This is a genomic window from Mesorhizobium sp. B2-4-1 (assembly GCF_006442185.1).
Lineage (GTDB): Bacteria > Pseudomonadota > Alphaproteobacteria > Rhizobiales > Rhizobiaceae > Mesorhizobium.
Genome location: NZ_VFVN01000003.1, coordinates 174391 through 191438, shown reverse-complemented (window position 1 = coordinate 191438; position 17048 = coordinate 174391). Strand labels below are relative to the sequence as shown.

General features: G+C 62.9%; 15 protein-coding genes. 2 read left to right on the top strand and 13 right to left on the bottom strand.

The features are described 5' to 3' along the window. Positions 1-74 precede the first annotated feature (74 nt). Positions 75-485, bottom strand: a complete 411-nt coding sequence (locus FJ949_RS09250) for a helix-turn-helix domain-containing protein (protein ID WP_140495388.1) — start codon at positions 483-485, stop codon at positions 75-77. 134 nt (positions 486-619) lie between these two features. Between FJ949_RS09250 and FJ949_RS09245 the strand changes: the two genes are divergently transcribed. Beyond that, positions 620-1513, top strand: coding sequence for an SDR family oxidoreductase (locus FJ949_RS09245; protein ID WP_140495386.1), 894 nt, complete (start codon positions 620-622; stop codon positions 1511-1513). A gap of 39 nt (positions 1514-1552) precedes the next feature. On the opposite strand, the gene FJ949_RS09240 is transcribed toward FJ949_RS09245, so the two are convergent. From FJ949_RS09240 to FJ949_RS09230, 3 genes are all read right to left on the bottom strand, one after another. After that, entirely contained in the window at positions 1553-2593 is a 1041-nt protein-coding gene (locus tag FJ949_RS09240; RefSeq protein WP_140495384.1) for an aldehyde reductase, read from the bottom strand. A gap of 40 nt (positions 2594-2633) precedes the next feature. Then, positions 2634-4553: a potassium transporter Kup gene (locus FJ949_RS09235; protein ID WP_140495382.1), complete on the bottom strand. Its 1920-nt coding sequence runs from the start codon at positions 4551-4553 to the stop codon at positions 2634-2636. Between the two features lie 103 nt (positions 4554-4656). Then, positions 4657-5397 carry a pyridoxine 5'-phosphate synthase gene (locus FJ949_RS09230; RefSeq protein WP_140495379.1) on the bottom strand — a complete coding sequence of 247 codons (741 nt, stop codon included), beginning with the start codon at positions 5395-5397 and terminating at the stop codon, positions 4657-4659. A 112-nt stretch (positions 5398-5509) separates the two neighbouring features. Between FJ949_RS09230 and FJ949_RS09225 the strand changes: the two genes are divergently transcribed. After that, positions 5510-5911, top strand: a complete 402-nt coding sequence (locus FJ949_RS09225) for an STAS/SEC14 domain-containing protein (protein WP_140495866.1) — start codon at positions 5510-5512, stop codon at positions 5909-5911. On the opposite strand, the gene FJ949_RS09220 is transcribed toward FJ949_RS09225, so the two are convergent. The 9 genes from FJ949_RS09220 to FJ949_RS09180 form a co-directional block, all read right to left on the bottom strand. Beyond that, positions 5904-7031: an ATP-dependent RecD-like DNA helicase gene (locus FJ949_RS09220; RefSeq protein WP_140495378.1), complete on the bottom strand. Its 1128-nt coding sequence runs from the start codon at positions 7029-7031 to the stop codon at positions 5904-5906. The two genes, FJ949_RS09225 and FJ949_RS09220, sit on opposite strands and share 8 nt — an antisense overlap. A gap of 140 nt (positions 7032-7171) precedes the next feature. Continuing rightward, entirely contained in the window at positions 7172-7534 is a 363-nt protein-coding gene (locus FJ949_RS09215) for a nitrile hydratase accessory protein (protein WP_181172091.1), read from the bottom strand. Continuing rightward, on the bottom strand, positions 7521-8180 hold the full coding sequence (gene nthB, locus FJ949_RS09210; RefSeq protein ID WP_140495376.1) for a nitrile hydratase subunit beta: 660 nt from the start codon (positions 8178-8180) through the stop codon (positions 7521-7523). Before nthB ends, FJ949_RS09215 begins: the two co-directional genes overlap by 14 nt. Next, positions 8177-8800 (bottom strand): nitrile hydratase subunit alpha, encoded by a 624-nt coding sequence (gene nthA / locus FJ949_RS09205; RefSeq protein ID WP_140495374.1) that lies wholly within the window; start codon positions 8798-8800, stop codon positions 8177-8179. Before nthA ends, nthB begins: the two co-directional genes overlap by 4 nt. A gap of 73 nt (positions 8801-8873) precedes the next feature. Next, the gene (locus tag FJ949_RS09200) at positions 8874-12035 is read right to left on the bottom strand and encodes an efflux RND transporter permease subunit (protein ID WP_140495372.1); all 3162 of its coding nucleotides are present in this window, start codon (positions 12033-12035) and stop codon (positions 8874-8876) included. Next, complete coding sequence (locus FJ949_RS09195; RefSeq protein WP_140495370.1) at positions 12032-13318, bottom strand: efflux RND transporter periplasmic adaptor subunit; 1287 nt, start codon at positions 13316-13318, stop codon at positions 12032-12034. The genes FJ949_RS09200 and FJ949_RS09195 overlap by 4 nt, the downstream gene beginning before the upstream one ends. Before the next feature lie 215 nt (positions 13319-13533). Next, positions 13534-14130, bottom strand: a complete 597-nt coding sequence (locus tag FJ949_RS09190; protein ID WP_140495368.1) for a LysE family translocator — start codon at positions 14128-14130, stop codon at positions 13534-13536. Between the two features lie 109 nt (positions 14131-14239). Continuing rightward, positions 14240-14812 (bottom strand): acetolactate synthase small subunit, encoded by a 573-nt coding sequence (ilvN, locus tag FJ949_RS09185; protein ID WP_023676680.1) that lies wholly within the window; start codon positions 14810-14812, stop codon positions 14240-14242. Positions 14813-14894: 82 nt separating this feature from the next. Next, positions 14895-16676 (bottom strand): acetolactate synthase 3 large subunit, encoded by a 1782-nt coding sequence (locus tag FJ949_RS09180; protein ID WP_140495366.1) that lies wholly within the window; start codon positions 16674-16676, stop codon positions 14895-14897. Positions 16677-17048: the final 372 nt, after the last annotated feature.

Below are 17048 nucleotides of genomic sequence, written 5' to 3'. Positions count from 1 at the left end.
TCGACCACAGTGCCGGCCACCATCGAGGCCAGGAACTGCGGCGAATGCGCGGCGTCGCGGCGCCACCACGCGGCTTATGCCTGGGCGGCATCAAAATCCGCACGCGCTTCGCGCACCGCATCATGGTTGAGTTCGGCCCATAGGATCAGTTGATGAAAGGCGCCGAACATCGAGCGCCCGAGATCGGTAAGGCTGTATTCAACGCTCGGTGGTTTGGTCGGGAACACTTCACGATGCACATAACCGTCGCGTTGCAAATCGTGCAGTGTCTGGGTCAGCATGCGCTGCGAAATGTCAGGCACCAGCCGCCGCAACTCGCCGAAACGATACGGCCTTTCAGCCAGCGCCATCACCAGCAGCGATCTCCATTTGCCGCTGACGCCCTGGATGACATTGCGAACCGGACAATCGGCAAAATTACCGCCCCCGCTCATCGCTTTGTAGGTCTCCAGCTTCGATTTCAGATTGGTGACCTTGCCGTCCATCGCTGGTTCCCTGGATGTGCCTACCTCCCGAAAAACTGCCTTCTTTACGGCGACAGGTCAATTCCTATTTTAGTGCTGGTCTCTTTCTGAGACCACTAGAGCACCCGCCGCTTCGGCACAAATCAGGATCTCCGATGACCGAAACCCTTCTCGTCACCGGCGCCTCCGGCCAGCTTGGCCGCGGCGTCATCCGCTATCTCCTGGACGCGCATAAAACTCCGCCTGCAAAGATCATCGCTATCACGCGCAATCCCGAAAGCCTGGCAGATTTGGCGGTGCGCGGCGTCGTTGTCAGGGCCGCAGACTTCAACGACGCCATTTCGCTGGAAACCGCATTCAAGGGCGCCGACAAGGCGCTAATCATTTCGACCGGCGATCTCGATCTCAAAAGCGGCAAGCGCCTGAAGCAGCACGAGAATGCCGTCGCGGCGGCCAAAAACGCCGGCGTCTCGCACCTGCTCTATACCTCGATGCCCAACCCGGAACCGGTGTCGCCGGTCCTGTTTGCCGGTGACCACTACAGCACCGAGCAGGCAATCAAGGCGAGCGGCATCCCCTACACGATCTTCCGCAACGGCTGGTACCAGGAGAACCTGTTCATGGCGCTGCCGCACGCGATCGCCTCGGGGCACTGGTACACGTCCGCCGGCGAAGGCCGCATCGCCCATGGCGCGCGCGACGACATGGCAGCGGCGATCGCCGCCGGTCTCGCTTCCGGCTCGACCGACAACAAAACCTACACGCTGACTGGCCCGCAAGCGTACACGACGGCAGAGATCGCCGCCCTTGTCAGCGAAGTCACCGGCAAGCCGCTCGATGTCGTGCAGGTTTCGGATGATGTCCTGACCGAAGGGGTAAAGGCATCAGGCGTTCCCGAGGATTTTGCCGGCGTCATCGTTTCCTTCGACGTCAACACGCGTGCCGGCCGCATCGCCATGGTGACGGACGCGATCGAGATGCTTTCCGGCAGGACGCCAAGGACGTTGAGACAATTCCTCGAGGCGAACAAGGCTGCCCTGGCAGGTTGAAATCCACGCGGCGGGAAGTCTGTTCTCGACTTTCCGCCCCTACTTCGATGTTTTGATCAGGCCGTGCCGAATAAGGCTCTCTCCGGTCGCAGCCAGCGCGTCTTCGCGCGAACGCGGCTTCCAGCCGAGCATGCGAACCGCCTTGGCATTGGTGGCATTCTTGACCTTGCCCAGCTCAGGCACGAGCTGCGCGACTTCCGGATTGAACAGTCCCACCATGCGCACCAGCCAATCGGGAAGCTCTCTGGTCGAAACGCGCTTCGCCGCGTTGCCGAGCCGCTTTCTCAAGGTTTGCGCGATTTCCCGCACGGTCATGAAATCGCCGGCCACCGCCAGGAAGCGCTCGCCATTGGCAGCTGGATCGGTCATGGCGCGGACATGCAGGTCCGCCACGTCGCGTGCATCGACGGCGCCGAAGGACAGGCGCGGCAGCCCCGGCATGGCTCCATTCATCATGCGTTGGACAAATTCGGTGGAGGTCGAATGGTCGGAGCCAAGCACAGGCCCGAAGATGCCGACGGGGTTGACGGCAGCAAGCTCCAACCCGCCACCCTCGGCGGCGATAAAATCCCAGGCCGCGCGCTCGGCGAGCGTCTTCGACTTCACATAGGCGCTGACCCTTCCCATCGGATCGGTCCAGTTCTCCTCGGTGAACGGACGGCCGTCGGGCGGCATCTTGCCGTAGCCGACAGCCGCGAAGGAGGACGTCAGCACGACGCGTCTGACGCCGGCATCTCGTGCCGCCCGCAGCACCCGCAACGCGCCTTCACGGGCCGGAATGATCAGCTCGTCATCATGCTTGGGCACGCCGGGCGGGAACGGCGAGGCGACATGCAGGACATAGTCGCAGCCTGCAGCGGCTAGCGGCCAGCCGGCATCGCTCATGAGATCGGCGATTGCAAAGGAGAGCCTGTCATCCGGCTCGACGCCACCTGCCTTGAGCATGGCCAGGACATCGGCTTGCCGCCTGGCCGAGCGCACGGTGGTGCGCACGCGGTAGCCCGCCTTCAGCAGTTCAAGGATACAGTGGGCGCCGAGAAAGCCAGATCCGCCGGTGACAAGCACCAATTCGCCGCTCATGCCCGTCCCCCGAAGCGTCAGCCCAAGGCGATCGAGACAGTCAGATCGCCACCTGCGTGCCGATCTCTACCACACGGCCGGTCGGTATCTGGAAATATTCGGTGGCGTCGGCCGCCGTGCGCGCCAGCCCGATGAACAGCCGGTCCTGCCACACCGGCATGCCGGAATTGGGCGAGGCTTTCAGCGAGCGCCGGGACAGGAAGAAGGACGTCGTCATGATGTCGAACTTCCAGCCTTGCTTGCGGCAGATCGCCAGCGCGCGCGGGATGTTGGGCTGCTCCATATAGCCGAAGGTCAGCGTCACCCGCATGAACAGCTCGTTGACCGTCTCCATCTTGACCCGGTCGCTGTCAGGCACCACCGGCTGCGGCGCGGTTACCACCGAGAGGATCACATTCTGCTCGTGCAGGACCTTGTAGTGCTTCAGGCTGTGCATCAGCGCGGTCGGCGCGCTGAGCGGATCGCTGGTCAGGAACACCGCGGTGCCGGATACCAGCTGCGGCTTCTTCTTCAACAGATTGCCGGCCAGGAAATCGAGCGGGATCTCGTTGCGGCGGGTCTTGTCGAAGAGATAACGGCTGCCGCGCACCCAGGTCCACATCGCCAGAACGATGGTGAAGGCCACCGCCAGCGAGGCCCAGCCGCCTTCGAACACCTTGACGATGTTGGAAGCAAAGAAACCGACATCGATGAACCCGAACAAGGCTGTCATCGCGACCGCCACCCACAGCCGCCATTTCCAGATGCGGGTCATGACGACAAACAGCAGCACCGTGGTCACCAGCATGTTGCCGGTCACCGAGATGCCGTATGCCGAAGCCAGCCTGCTGGATTCGCCGAAGCCCACCACCAGCATCATCACCACCAGCGCCAACAACAGGTTGACGCGCGGCATGTAGATCTGGCCGGACTGTTTTTCCGACGTGTGCAGGATTTCCAGCCGTGGCAGCATATTGAGCTGAACCGCCTGCCTGGTCAGCGAGAATGCGCCTGAAATCACCGCCTGGCTGGCGATGACCGTCGCGGCGGTCGCCAGCACCACCATCGGGATCAGCGTCCAGCCTTCGTTCATTTCGAAGAAGGGATGCCCGACCACGCCGTTCTTGGCCAGCACGAAGGCGCCCTGGCCGGCATAGTTGAGCAGCAGGCAAGGGAACACGATCGCCAGCCAGGCGAGCACGATCGGCTTGCGGCCGAAATGGCCCAGATCGGCATAGAGCGCTTCGGCGCCAGTGACCGCAAGGAAGATGGCGCCGATGGTGACGAAGGCGACATCGGGCGAATTGATCAGGAAGGCGACGATATAGTGCGGGCTGATCGCCCACAGGATTTCCGGATCGGCGATGATATGGTTGAGGCCGGACAGGCCGATAGCCAGGAACCAGACCGCGGTGATCGGGCCGAAGATCAGCGCCACGCCGCCGGTGCCGAAGCGCTGCACCGAAAACAGAACCGCCAGGATGACCAGTGTCAGCGGCACGACATAAGGCTGGAAGGTCGGCGTGACGACATTCATGCCCTCGACCGCCGAGAGCACCGAAATTGCCGGGGTTATGACGGCGTCGCCGAAAAACAGCGAGGCGCCGACGATACCGATGCCCAGGATGATCGCCGAGCGCTTCGGGAAACTGCCGCGCGCCAATGCCATCAACGATAGCACGCCGCCTTCGCCGCGGTTGTTGGCGCGCAGCACGAACATGATGTATTTGATGGTGACGATGATCGTCAGTGACCAGATGATCAGCGAGAGAACGCCAAGAATGTCGCCACGGTCGGCCACTTCGCCGCCCGACGACGCCACCAGCGCCTCGCGGAACGCGTAGATCGGGCTGGTGCCGATATCGCCGTAAACAACGCCGAGCGCGCCGAGCATCAACACCTTGGTGCTGTGCTGCTCGATTTCAGGATGGCTCGATTGTTCGACGGTTTCTGCCTCACTACCAGTGTTGGCAAGGGCCATGAACGACACTCCGATAAGCGGGCGGTGCTCTACGCTTGCTGCGATGCAATATCAAGTACCGTCGCGTTATGGCTGCCATGCTTTGCACGCGAGGCTGCCACCATTACCACCCGCAGGCCCTGAGAAAGCGGCCCACCGTGCCGGCCATGCCATACTCCAACGCGTCGGCTGTCAACCCATGTCCGATCGACACTTCGGCCAATGCCGGAACGCGTCGCGCCAAGGCCGGCAGGTTGCTCACCGTCAGATCGTGCCCGGCATTGACCTCGAGGCCCGCGACAAAGGCCGCATCGGCGGTTTTTCCCAGTCTTTCCAGCTCCTTGGCCGCCTTGGCGGAATCGGCATGGCAACTGCCATAAGGTCCCGTGTAAAGCTCGATACGGTCGGCGCCGGTATCGCGCGCGGCGTTTACGCCGGCAGGATCCGCATCGGAGAACAACGAGACCCGGAAACCGCTCTTCTTCAGGCGTCTCACGATCGGTGTCAGGAACGCTGCATCGGCGATGAAGTTCCAGCCATGGTCCGAGGTTGCCTGGGAGGGATCGTCAGGCACCAGGGTTACCTGTTCCGGTTGGTGCTTTTCCACGAGAGCCAGGAAATCCTCGGTCGGATGGCCCTCGATGTTGAATTCGGCCCGCGGGAACTCATCGTCGATCAAGGCCCTGATCTCAGGCAGGTCTGAACGGCGGGTATGGCGCTCGTCCGGACGAGGATGCACCGTCAGCCCATGCGCTCCCGCCGCAAGCGCGATGCGGCCAAGCCTGATCACATCGGGCCACGGCAGGTCGCGCCGGTTGCGCAGCATGGCGATGGCGTTGAGATTGACGGAAAGCTTTGCGGGCATGGCTTCGGATCCTGCTCGATTTCGGCGCATCTATACCGCCTTTGACGGGAACAGATAGGGGGTTTCCGGTGTTCCAGAAGATCGGATGACGTTTGTGAAAGGATACGATCCCTTGAATTTCCTCGAAGCCGTGCCGGCAATCCGGCGCATCGATACGGACCGTGAGGATCTCTTCGCCATCGATATCGTCGGCCATGTCTCGGCGGCCGACGCGGAAAACCTGTTCGGCCTGCTCGAAGCGGCTTACGCGCTTCACCCGCGAATCGATGTGCTGGTGCGCGTGATCGATCATGACGGTGTCGACTGGAACGACATATCGGACGAGACGCTGCGACAGGGCGCGGTGCAGGCCGCAGAACATATCGGTCGTTGTGCCGCGATCGGCGAGCCGGACTGGACGGCGCAGGCGCGAGACTTCCTCCCTACCCCGCCGCCGGTCGAACTCAGGCATTTCAAAGACGAGGCCGATGCCTGGCAATGGCTCGGCGCCAGACAGCTGGGCTCCGCTACCTGACGATCGTCAGCCGTTCGGCCGCCCGGGTGATCGCGGTGTAAAGCCAGCGCTGGCGCGTTTCCTTGAACGCCCAGCTCTCGTCGAACAGCACGATCTCGTTCCACTGCGACCCCTGCGCCTTGTGCACGGTCAGCGCATAGCCATAGTCGAAATCGTCGAACCGCTTCTTCTGCTGCCACGGGATATCGGCGTCGGGATCCTCGAACGCCGCCTTGAGCAGCTTGATCTTGGCGACACCGCGGTCCGGATCATCCTCTTCGGGCGACACCAGGAGGTTGATGCCAGGTTTCACCGTCTCGCGCGACGAGGTCATCACCTTCCACAGCGAACCGTTGAGCAGGCCCTTGGCCGGGTCGTTGCGCAGGCACACCAGCTTGTCGCCGGCCTGCGGATAGTCGGCATTGAACCCCTTGAGCTCGCGCAGGCGCTGGTTGTAGCGACGGCGCGTGCGGTTGGTGCCGACCAGCACCTGGTCCGCCCTCAGCACTAGGTCCTGGTTGACGTCTTCCTTGCCGATCACCTGCGCAGTGCCGTAGTCGCCGCGCATGAATTCGCGCCCCTCGCGCACGTCGAGCGCCAGCCGCAGGATCGGATTGTCGCGCGCCTGCCGGTGGATTTCGGTGAGCAGGAAATCCGGCTCGTGGTCGGTGAAGAAGCCGCCGCCCGAGATCGGCGGCAACTGGCCGGGATCGCCCAGCACCAGGATCGGCGTACCGAAGCTCAAGAGGTCACGGCCAAGCTGCTCGTCGACCATCGAGCATTCGTCGATGATGACCAGTTTCGCACGCGAGATCGGGCTCTGCCGGTTGAGCGAAAAGGTCGGCGACATCGACGTCTTGCCGGTCACCTCGTCTTCAACCGATTCCTCGCCCTTCGGCCTGTAGATCAGCGAATGGATGGTGCGGGCGTTAACCGCGCCTTTCGAGCGCAGCACCTGCGCCGCCTTGCCGGTGAAGGCGGCGAACTGCACCTGCCCGTCGACATGTTCGGCGAAATAGCGCGCCAGCGTCGTCTTGCCGGTGCCGGCATAGCCGAACAGCCGGAACACTTGCGGCTTGCCGTCCTTGAGCCAGCGGGCAACCGCTTGCAGCGCCTCGTCCTGTTGGGGTGAAAATTCCATCTGATCGTGTGACCGGATTCGCAAGGGAAAGACAAGATGGCCGCCACCATCATCGACGCAGCCTGGTGGCGAACTCCACACGCTTCAGCCTATCAGGCGAGGACGGGAACGTAAAGGGAACGGGCGCCATGTCCGTGCGATCACCCGACGGCGTGGGGATCGTTCTCCAGCAGGATCGGCTTGCCGTGCGGCGTGGCGTGCGCGGCGCGCTCCCAGGCCCGTGCCATCGCATCGACATCGGGCTTGGCGGCCAATCCTTTCGACGCCAGCAGCGCTTCCAGCGCCGCCAACCAATGTTCGTAATAGTCATGGCCGTCAGCCGCGGCGCCGGGTTTCTTCACTTCGGCCGACAGTGCCTGCGCCCACTCGCTCCACGAAAACAGGCCCTTGTCGTGCAGCGCCACCGTCATCGCGAAGGCTTCGGCCTGCCAGGGCTCGGCGAAGACGGGCGCATCGAGGCCGGCGGGCAGACCGGCAGGCCCGTTCGCCTCAGGCCGGTTCAAGATAGTTCTCCCAGGCATCGATGGACACGGTCAGCGTCGGATCGGCCCCGTCGCCCCAGATCTCGGCCCCGTCGAAAACCACCGTATAGACCCATTGCGGGTTCTCGCCCTGCCCATGCGCGTTGGTGTCGGGGAATACAAAGCCGTCGCGCACCGCTTCGATCCTCCCATGCTTGCCGCGCGCGTAGCGCGGCAGTCTGGTGTGGCCGGCCGGATTGAAATTCCTGGTCCGCACGCGGTCGCCGGCCCTGAACCGCGGCGCCGTTTCGACCGGCCGGTTGCACGGAGCGCCCTTCGCCAGCACGGCCGGAACGTCATCGGCCTTCAGCACTCTTTTGGGCGTCGCCGCCGGATCGATCGCCTCGCCTGCCTTGAGATCACGCTCGCTGACGAAACCATGGCGCTTGAGCAGGGTTTCCAGCGCCTCGATCCAGATCTGGTAGTAGCTGGAGGCATAATAGTCGGCCGGATGCAGCGATTCCCGCGCATGCCGGCTCTCATCGATATTCCAGGCACCCATTGCGCCGGCGGTGAGCGTCACGCCGAGCGCCCGCCGCTCCCAGTCGGCATGGAAATACGGCTCGTCCCGTTCCGGCGCCACCGGTCCGAATCCCATCTGTCCGCCGAGATCCTGCGGGCCGTTCATGCCGGGCCCCCTGTTTGTTCCGGTTTTTGGGCTAGCACAGTGCCGATCATCGCATCGCGGCTTACCAATTCTGACAAGCGCTCCTCGCTCCAGCCTTCGGTTCCTTGAGGCCGCATCGGGACGACGAGATAGCGTAACTCCGCGGTCGAATCCCAGACGCGTATCTTTGTTGAGGCCGGCAGCGTCAGCCCGAATTCCTCAAGCACGCCGCGCGGATCGATGACCGCGCGCGAGCGATAGGGCGGCGCCTTGTACCAGACCGGCGGCAGGCCGAGCACCGACCACGGATAGCAGGAGCACAGCGTGCAGACGACGAGATTGTGAGTCTCTTCGGTGTTGAACACCGCCTGCATGTGCTCGCCTTGCCGGCCGGTATAGCCCAGCGATCCGATCGCCGCCGTAGCATCGCGCTTCAGCCAGTCGGCAAAAGCGGGATCGCTCCAGGCCTTGGCCACCACCCTCGCGCCGTTGCGAGGACCGATCTTAGTCTCGTAGGTATCGACGATGACATCGATCGCGGCCGGATCGATCAATCCCTTGCGGGTGAGAATGGTTTCCAGCGCGCGCACGCGAGCGGCAAACGGATCGAGTTCGTTGTCGTGGTCATGATCGTGGGACATGGCCACAAACTACGGCTGCGATCCGCCGGCCGCAAGCATGACGACTTGGGCCAGTGGGCGCGACGCGGATACACTACTCCGCGGCCGTCTTTTGCGGCTCGCCTCGGATTTCGTCATCATCGTCGAACAGCGAAGGCTGATCCCCCGCTTCGACCAGATGCAATTCGGGCTTGCGCTTCGGCATCAGCCCGACCAGCCAGCCCGAGAAATTTTCCATGTAGACATAGATTACCGGTGTGACGAACAGCGTCAGCGCCTGCGAGGCGAGCAGACCGCCGACAACGGCGACGCCCAGCGGCTGGCGCAGCTCCGCGCTGGCGCCCGTGCCGAGCGCGATCGGGAACGTGCCCATCAAGGCGGCCAGCGTCGTCATCATGATCGGCCGGAACCGCATCAGGCAGGCCTTGTGGATGGACTCGGTGGCCGACATTCCTTCTCGTCGCAATTCGAGCGCGACGTCGACCATCATGATGCCGTTCTTCTTGACGATGCCGATCAGCATCAGGATGCCGATCACCGCGATGACGGACAGGTCCATGCCGGCGAAGCGCAAGGCGACAACCGCTCCCAGCACAGCCGATGGCAAGCCTGTGAGGATCGTGAGCGGATGGATGAAGCTCTCATAGAGAATGCCAAGCACGATATAGATGGTGAGGATCGCGCCGCCGATCAGCAGGCCCTGGTTGGCGAGCGAGTCCTGGAAGGTCTTGGCCGTGCCGGCGAAGCTGGTCGAGATCGTCTCCGGCATGCCGATCTGCTCTTTGAGCGCGTTGATGCGGCTCACGCTGTCGCCGAGCGCCACGCCTTGCGGCAGATTATAGGAGATCGTCACGGCCGGAAGCTGGCCGAGCTGGTTCACCGTCAAGGCGCCGGCCGTGCGATCGACCCGGGCGAAGGCGCCAAGCGGAACCAGCGAGCCGCTCGCCGTCCGCATCTGGATGGCCAGCATCCGCTCCGGGGACCACTCGATCTTGGGATCGAGCTCGGTGATGACTTCGTAGCTGTCGGCGGAGCCGAAGATCGTCGAAACCTGGTCGGTGCCGAACCCGCCATAAAGCGCCGAGCGCAGCGTGTCGGTGTCGATGCCGAGCTGGGCCGCCTTGTCGCGATCCACCACCAGCGTCGCCTGCAGCGCATTGTTCTGCAAATCGCTGGTGACGTCGGTGAAGGTCGCATGATCGGCCGCCATCGCGTCATTCAGTTTCTGCGCCCAGATGTCTGTCTGGCCGGTGTCGAGGCCCTGAACCACGAGCTGGTAGGCGCTGGCAGACGAGCGCGAACCCAGCCTCAGATTCTGCACAGGCTGCATGTAGGTCTCGATGCCCGCGACGCCGGCCAATTGCTTGCGCAGATCCGCAAGCACCTTCTCGATATTGGGCCGCTGGTCCTTGCCCTTGAGCTGGACGAAAAGCTGCCCCTGGTTGAGCGCATTGTTGCCGCTGCCCGCCGACCACGCAACATGGTCGACATAGGGCGAATGCGAGAACACGCTGGCCACCTGCCCCTGCAGCTTTGCCATGGCGTCGAACGAGATGTCCTGGCGCGCAATGGTCGTCACCGATATCTGGCCGATATCCTCCTGCGGGAAAAAGCCCTTCGGCGAGACCTCGATCAGCCACACCGACGCCGCCGCGGTGCCTATGAAGACCAGGAACACCAGGAAAGTGTGCCGCAGACAGAAGCTCAGGATCCGGTCGTAGCCGCGGGTGATGAAATCGCGCCTGTGGCCATCGCCATGCGCCTCGCGGTCGGCCTTGGTCACCGACAGCAGCCGCGAGCACAGCATCGGCGTCAGCGTCAGCGACACGAACATCGACGCCAGGATGGCGACCGTCACCACGACGGCGAACTCGTTGAAGATGCGCCCGATGACGCCGCCCATCAGAAGCACCGGGATGAACACGGCCACCAGCGAGATCGAAATCGAGATGATGGTGAAGCCGATTTCGCGCGCGCCCTTCAGCGACGCATCGAAAGCCGACAATCCGTCCTCCTCCATGTGACGGAAGATGTTTTCCAGCATCACGATGGCGTCGTCGACGACGAGGCCGACCGCAAGCGTCAGGCCCATCAGCGAGATGTTGTCGATGGAAAAGCCGAACAGGAACATCGCGCCGAGCGTGGCGATCAACGAGATCGGCACCGCCACGGCCGGGATGATGGTCGCCGTAACGCGGCGCAGGAACACGAAGATCACCATGACCACCAGCGCGATGGTCAACAGCAGCGTGAACTGCACGTCATCCACGGCCTGGCGGATCGAGGTCGAACGGTCGTTGAGCAGCTTGATCTGGGCGGCGGCCGGCATCTGGTCCTGGAAGGACGGCAGCATCGCCTTGACCTTGTCGACGACATCGACAGTGTTGGCGTCGGGCTGGCGCTGCACCGCCATGATGATCGCGCGCGTGCCGTCATACCAGCTTGCAGTCGTCGTGGTCTGCACCGAATCGACGACGCGTGTCACCTCGCCCAGCCGCACCGGATGACCGTTCTTGGTGGCGATGATGAGGTTGGAGAATCCGGCGGCGTCGGTCAGCTGCGTATTGGCCGTGATCGTCAACTGCTGTTTGTTGTTCTTCAGAACACCCAGCGGGGTGTTGGAGTTGGCGGATGCGATCGCCGCCTGCAGCTGGTCGATCGAAATGCCGCGCGCGGCAAGCGCGGTCGGGTCGATCTGGATGCGGACTGCATATTTCTGCTGGCCGAAGATGGAGACCTGCGCCACGCCGTCGATGGTCGACAGCGACGGCGAGATGACGTTTTCGGCGAAAGCATCGAGATCGGTCAGCGGAACCGTATCGCTGACCAGCGACATCAAAAGGATCGGCGCGTCGGCCGGATTGACCTTGCGATAGCTCGGCGGCGAGGTCATCTGCGGCGGCAGCGATCTTTGCGTGCGCGCGATCGCTGCCTGCACGTCCGCGGCCGCGGCATCGATGTCGCGGTTGAGCACGAACTGGATGGCGATCGAGGTCTGGCCGAGCGAGTTGGTGGTCGAGATCGAATCGATTCCGGCAATGGTGGCGAATTGCTTGATCAGCGGCGTCGCCACCGACGTTGCCATCGTTTCCGGCGAGGCTCCGGGTAGCTGAGCCGAGACGTTGACGACAGGGAATTCGGCACTGGGCAGCGCGGCCACCGGGAGGAACTTGTAGGCGAACAGCCCGCCCAGAACGAGGGCGAACGACATCAGGAGGGTGGCGACAGGCCTGCGAATGCAGAACTCGGAGATCATTGGGCCGCCTCGCCGGCCTTGTCCGCTTGCGCGATCTTGGGTGCTGCCTGGTCGCCGGATCCGGCGGATGCGTTGCCTTCGTGCACGGCAGCCCCGTTCTTCAGTCGCGTCTGGCCTTCGATAACAACCTTCTCGCCGCTTTTCAGGCCATCGCTGATGGCGGCGCTCTGACCCACGGTCAGCGCCACTTGCACCGGCCGCATTTCGACTGTGTTGTCAGGCTTGACCACATAGACGAACGGCCCCTTCTGGCTGGGCTGCACCGCGACCGTGGGGACGGACGTCATCTGCGGCATGATGCCGGCGTCGAGCACGACATTCACATATTGGCCCGGCCACAGCGACAGATCGGCGTTGGGTATGCTGGCTCGCGTTGCGATGGTGCCGGAAGCGGTATCGACGCTGGAATCGACGAAATCGAGCGTGCCCTTGCCAATGGGTGTCGGGTCGCCGTCCTGGGTCAGGGTCACTGCCCCTTGCTGTGGCTTTGCCAGTGCCTTGTGCAGCAGCGCAAGGTTGCTTTCGGGCAGGTTGAAGTTCACCTGCAGCGGATCCATCTGGGTGATGGTGACGAGCGGGGTCGAGGTGCTGCTGCTGCCATTGCTCGTGGTCACGAGATCGCCCACGGCAACGTTGACCGCGCCAAGCCTGCCGGAAATCGGCGCGGTGATCCTGGCAAAGCCAAGCTGGACATTGTCTGCATCGATTGTCGCCTTGTCGGCATCGACAGTCGCTGCCGCCGCCTTCTGCGCGGCAACGGCCTGGTCGTAGGTCTGCTGCGTACCGGCCTGCTTGGCGACAAGATCCTTGGCGCGCTGAAGATCGGAATTCGAACTGGCAAGCAGCGCCTGATCCTTGGCGAGCGTCGCCTGATCCTTGGCGAGTTGCGCCTTCAAGGCACGGTCATCCAGCGAAAACAGGAGATCGCCGGTTTTCACCATCTGCCCGTCCTTGACGTCGATCGACACGATCTGGCTGGACACGCGCGCGTTGATGCTGACCACGGCGGGAGAGGAGACGAAGCCGATGGCGTAGCGCCGGACCGGGAAATCGGCCGTCGTTGCCGTGGCCGAGATGATCGAGGCCGAACGGGCGCCAGTGCCGCCAGCCGCCTGCTTGCCCCCTGCCTGCGGATCCTGGCTATCCGACGCCGGCTTGTCCGACGCGACCTGATTTACACCGATGATCTGCCGGGCCCTGCTCAGCGCATCGGGAGACAGATAGAGCCAGGCCGCGCCTGCGCAGGCGACCGCAAGCAATGAAAGAATGACTTTTCCACGCATCGACAAAAGACCCTCTCCGTCCGACACGCCATAGCCAGGTGGTCGTATTCTAGCTCAAATCACGACGCCCTGCCGCGATTTCGCTGAATAGATAGGACAGGGCTTTGGCGGAAAAGGGCCAAAACACGGCATTACGAAGATTTAATGTGCACTGCACAATGGATGGGCTGGCCACCATGATCGCGTGCAAAAGGCGGATCGCGACCCTGGACAACTCACCGCAGCATCGGCCAAAGCGTCACGGCCAGCAACACGCCCATGGCGATGTTGAACCATTTCAGCCGCACTGGATCGGACAGGAAACCGCGCAGCGCCGTGCCGAATCCCGCCCACACTGAAACGCTCGGCAGGTTGACGATGGTGAAGGCCACCGAGATCAGCGCCACCGACAGGAACGGATGCTCCGGATTGGAGTAGACGGCCATGGCGGTGATCGCCATCACCCAGGCCTTGGCATTGACCCACTGGAACGCCGCCGCCTCGATGAAACGCATCGGCCGCGCCTTCGTCTCGCCTTTGCCGCTGAGCGAGCGTGACATGGCGATTTTCCAGGCAAGGTAGAGCAGATAGGCGGCGCCGGCGATCTTGAGCGCGGTGTGCAGCGCCGGGAACGCCGTCAGCACGGCGCCAAGACCAAGGCCGACCGCCAGCAGCAAGACAAGAAACCCGATGCTGATGCCGAACATATGCGGCACGCTCCTCACCAGGCCGAAATTCACACCTGAGGCGAGCAGCATCAGATTGTTAGGCCCGGGCGTGATCGAGGTCACGAAGGCGTAGACAAGCAAGGCGAGGAATGCGTCGAGCGACATGATATCCTCCCAGATAAGCCAGTATTATTGTCTCTTCCAACGACCGCACAAATGCCACCCTCGGCCGGTGGCCGATCCCGTCGTCGCGCTGTGGAGAAACTTACCGGTGCTACATCCCCTGCGGGCCACGGTTCATCGCCGCCACGCCGGTGCGGCAGATTTCGACCAGGCCGAGTGGCTTCATGATGGCGATGAACTGGTCGAGCTTGGAGCCCTTGCCGGTGATCTCGAAGATGAAATGCTCGGTGTTGGCGTCGATGACGCTGGCGCGGAAGGCGTCAGCCAGCCGCAGCGCCTCGACGCGGGCTTCGCCGGTGCCGGCGACCTTGACCAGCGCCAGTTCCCGCTCCAGCGGCCGCTCCTGGCCGAACTCCTGCGAGCGCACGGTGAGGTCGACGACGCGGTGGACCGGCACGATGCGCTCGAGCTGGTGCTTGATCTGCTCCAGCACATGCGGCGTGCCGCGCGTCACGATGGTGATGCGCGACAGATGTTTCTCATGCTCGGTTTCCGAGACCGTCAGGCTCTCGATGTTGTAGCCGCGCCCGGAAAACAGGCCGATGACCCGGGCAAGCACGCCCGGCTCGTTGTCGACCAGCACTGAAAGCGTGTGGTTCTCGGGCTTTTCCGTTTCCTTGGCGATGAAATAGGCGGAGCCGGTCGGTTGTAGCTGTGCGTTCATGATGTGAATCTCGACTTCAAACTCTTGGATCTAATCTCTGTTTACGCACGGCTTCTCGCGACAGCCCTGCCTCTGTCCGCTGCTAAACCAGTTCCCTGCCCTTGGCGTCGATGGCGTTGGCCACCGCTTCGTCCGTCGCCTCGTCCGGCAAGAGCATCTCATTGTGCGCCTTGCCCGACGGGATCATCGGGAAGCAGTTGGCGAGCGTCGCCACGCGGCAGTCGAACAGCACCGGCTTCCTGACCGAGATCATCTCCTTGATGGCATCGTCCAGCTCGTCCGGCTTGTCGCAGCGAATACCGTGGCCGCCATAGGCTTCGGCCAGCTTGACGAAATCAGGCATGGCTTCGGTGTAGGAATGCGACAGCCGGTTGCCGTGCAGCAGCTGCTGCCACTGCCGCACCATGCCCATATACTGGTTGTTGAGAATGAAGATTTTGATCGGCGCGTCGAACTGCACCGCGGCACTCATCTCTTGCATCGTCATCTGCACCGAAGCGTCGCCGGCGATATCGACGACCAGCGCGTTCGGATGCGCGATCTGCACGCCGAGTGCCGCCGGCAGGCCGTAACCCATCGTGCCGAGCCCCCCGGACGTCATCCAGCGGTTCGGCTTCTCGAAATGGTAGTGCTGCGCCGCCCACATCTGGTGCTGGCCGACCTCCGTCGTGATGTAGGTGTCCATGTCCTTGGTCAGGGCATAGAGCCGCTGGATGGCATATTGCGGCATGATCACGTCGTTGTTCATCTTGTAGGCGAGCGAATCGCGCGCACGCCATTTGGCGATCTGCTCCCACCAGGGATAGAGCGCCTTCTTGTCGGCCTTGGCGGTTGCCCGCCACAGCCGCACGAGATCCTCCAGAACCCGGCCGACATCGCCGATAATGGGCACGTCGGTGTGGACGTTTTTGTTGATCGAGGACGGATCGATGTCGATATGGATCTTCTTCGAGTTCGGCGAGAACGCGTTGAGCCGGCCGGTGATGCGGTCGTCGAAGCGCGCACCGATGCAGATCATCACGTCGCAATCATGCATGGCCATGTTGGCTTCGTAGGTGCCGTGCATGCCGAGCATGCCGAGCCAGTTCTTGCCCGATGCCGGATAGGCGCCGAGCCCCATCAACGTCGAGGTGATCGGGAAACCGGTGAGGTCGACCAGTTCGCGCAGCAGATGGCTCGCTTCCGGACCGGAGTTGATGACGCCGCCGCCGCTGTAGATGATCGGCTTCCTGGCACCGGCCAGCAGTTCGACCGCCGCCTTGACCTTCTCCAGGTCGCCCTGCACCTTCGGCTGATAGCTGGTGCGCGGCGCGGTTTGCGGAGAAACGTAAAAACCCTTGGCGAACTGCACGTCCTTCGGGATGTCGACCACGACAGGACCGGGACGGCCGGTGGTGGCGACATGGAAGGCCTCATGGATGGTTGCGGCAAGTTCGTTGACGTCCTTCACCAGCCAATTGTGCTTGGTGCAGGGGCGCGTGATGCCGACCGTGTCGCACTCCTGGAAAGCGTCCGAACCGATCAGCGAGGTCGGCACCTGCCCGGTCAGGCACACCAGCGGGATCGAATCCATCAGCGCGTCCTGCAAAGGCGTCACCGCGTTGGTCGCGCCCGGACCCGATGTCACCAGCATGACGCCTGCCCTGCCGGTCGAGCGCGCATAGCCCTCGGCCGCGTGGCCGGCGCCCTGCTCGTGCCTCACCAGGATGTGCTCGACGTCGTCCTGCTGGAATATCTCGTCATAGATCGGGAGAACCGCGCCGCCCGGATAACCGAAGACATGCTTGACGCCATTGTCCTTCAGCGCCTGCACCACCATTTCGGCGCCAGTCATTTCGCGCCGCTCGCTCTGTCCGTTGCTCATCGGTTTGGTCCCGTACTGTCCGCCATCTGGCGATTTGCTGGTCGTTTAGTCGTGTTTAAGGCAATAAAAAAGGCCCCCGAGGGAGCCTGTGTGTTGCGCATGGGAGGTTTTCGCCCGGCGGTTACACCGCCTTGCCCACGCGCCTTCCTACGAGAATGAGTGCCTTTTTCATGGTGGCGAACCATAAGGGTGAAAGCAGCCGTTCGTCAATGGGGTCGATTCCGCTTTCATGCCGGCTTGCCCGGTGCATGGCACGAAGCACGCGCACGCCGTCATTTAGACCCGGCTCGACGTCGGGTCGCTGGTCAAACCCTTGAAAACAAAGCGAACTATTTGGCGACGTGACGCGGCCCATGGTTTGCCGCGATACTG

What these genes read in the sequence shown, in the direction of transcription:
- FJ949_RS09250 (WP_140495388.1), bottom strand. Translation starts at nt 485, where the DNA reads ATGGACGGCAAGGTCACCAATCTGAAATCGAAGCTGGAGACCTACAAA.
- FJ949_RS09245 (WP_140495386.1), top strand. Translation starts at nt 620, where the DNA reads ATGACCGAAACCCTTCTCGTCACCGGCGCCTCCGGCCAGCTTGGCCGC.
- FJ949_RS09240 (WP_140495384.1), bottom strand. Translation starts at nt 2,593, where the DNA reads ATGAGCGGCGAATTGGTGCTTGTCACCGGCGGATCTGGCTTTCTCGGC.
- FJ949_RS09235 (WP_140495382.1), bottom strand. Translation starts at nt 4,553, where the DNA reads ATGGCCCTTGCCAACACTGGTAGTGAGGCAGAAACCGTCGAACAATCG.
- FJ949_RS09230 (WP_140495379.1), bottom strand. Translation starts at nt 5,397, where the DNA reads ATGCCCGCAAAGCTTTCCGTCAATCTCAACGCCATCGCCATGCTGCGC.
- FJ949_RS09220 (WP_140495378.1), bottom strand. Translation starts at nt 7,031, where the DNA reads ATGGAATTTTCACCCCAACAGGACGAGGCGCTGCAAGCGGTTGCCCGC.
- nthB (WP_140495376.1), bottom strand. Translation starts at nt 8,180, where the DNA reads ATGAACGGCCCGCAGGATCTCGGCGGACAGATGGGATTCGGACCGGTG.
- nthA (WP_140495374.1), bottom strand. Translation starts at nt 8,800, where the DNA reads ATGTCCCACGATCATGACCACGACAACGAACTCGATCCGTTTGCCGCT.
- FJ949_RS09200 (WP_140495372.1), bottom strand. Translation starts at nt 12,035, where the DNA reads ATGATCTCCGAGTTCTGCATTCGCAGGCCTGTCGCCACCCTCCTGATG.
- FJ949_RS09195 (WP_140495370.1), bottom strand. Translation starts at nt 13,318, where the DNA reads ATGCGTGGAAAAGTCATTCTTTCATTGCTTGCGGTCGCCTGCGCAGGC.
- FJ949_RS09190 (WP_140495368.1), bottom strand. Translation starts at nt 14,130, where the DNA reads ATGTCGCTCGACGCATTCCTCGCCTTGCTTGTCTACGCCTTCGTGACC.
- ilvN (WP_023676680.1), bottom strand. Translation starts at nt 14,812, where the DNA reads ATGAACGCACAGCTACAACCGACCGGCTCCGCCTATTTCATCGCCAAG.
- FJ949_RS09180 (WP_140495366.1), bottom strand. Translation starts at nt 16,676, where the DNA reads ATGAGCAACGGACAGAGCGAGCGGCGCGAAATGACTGGCGCCGAAATG.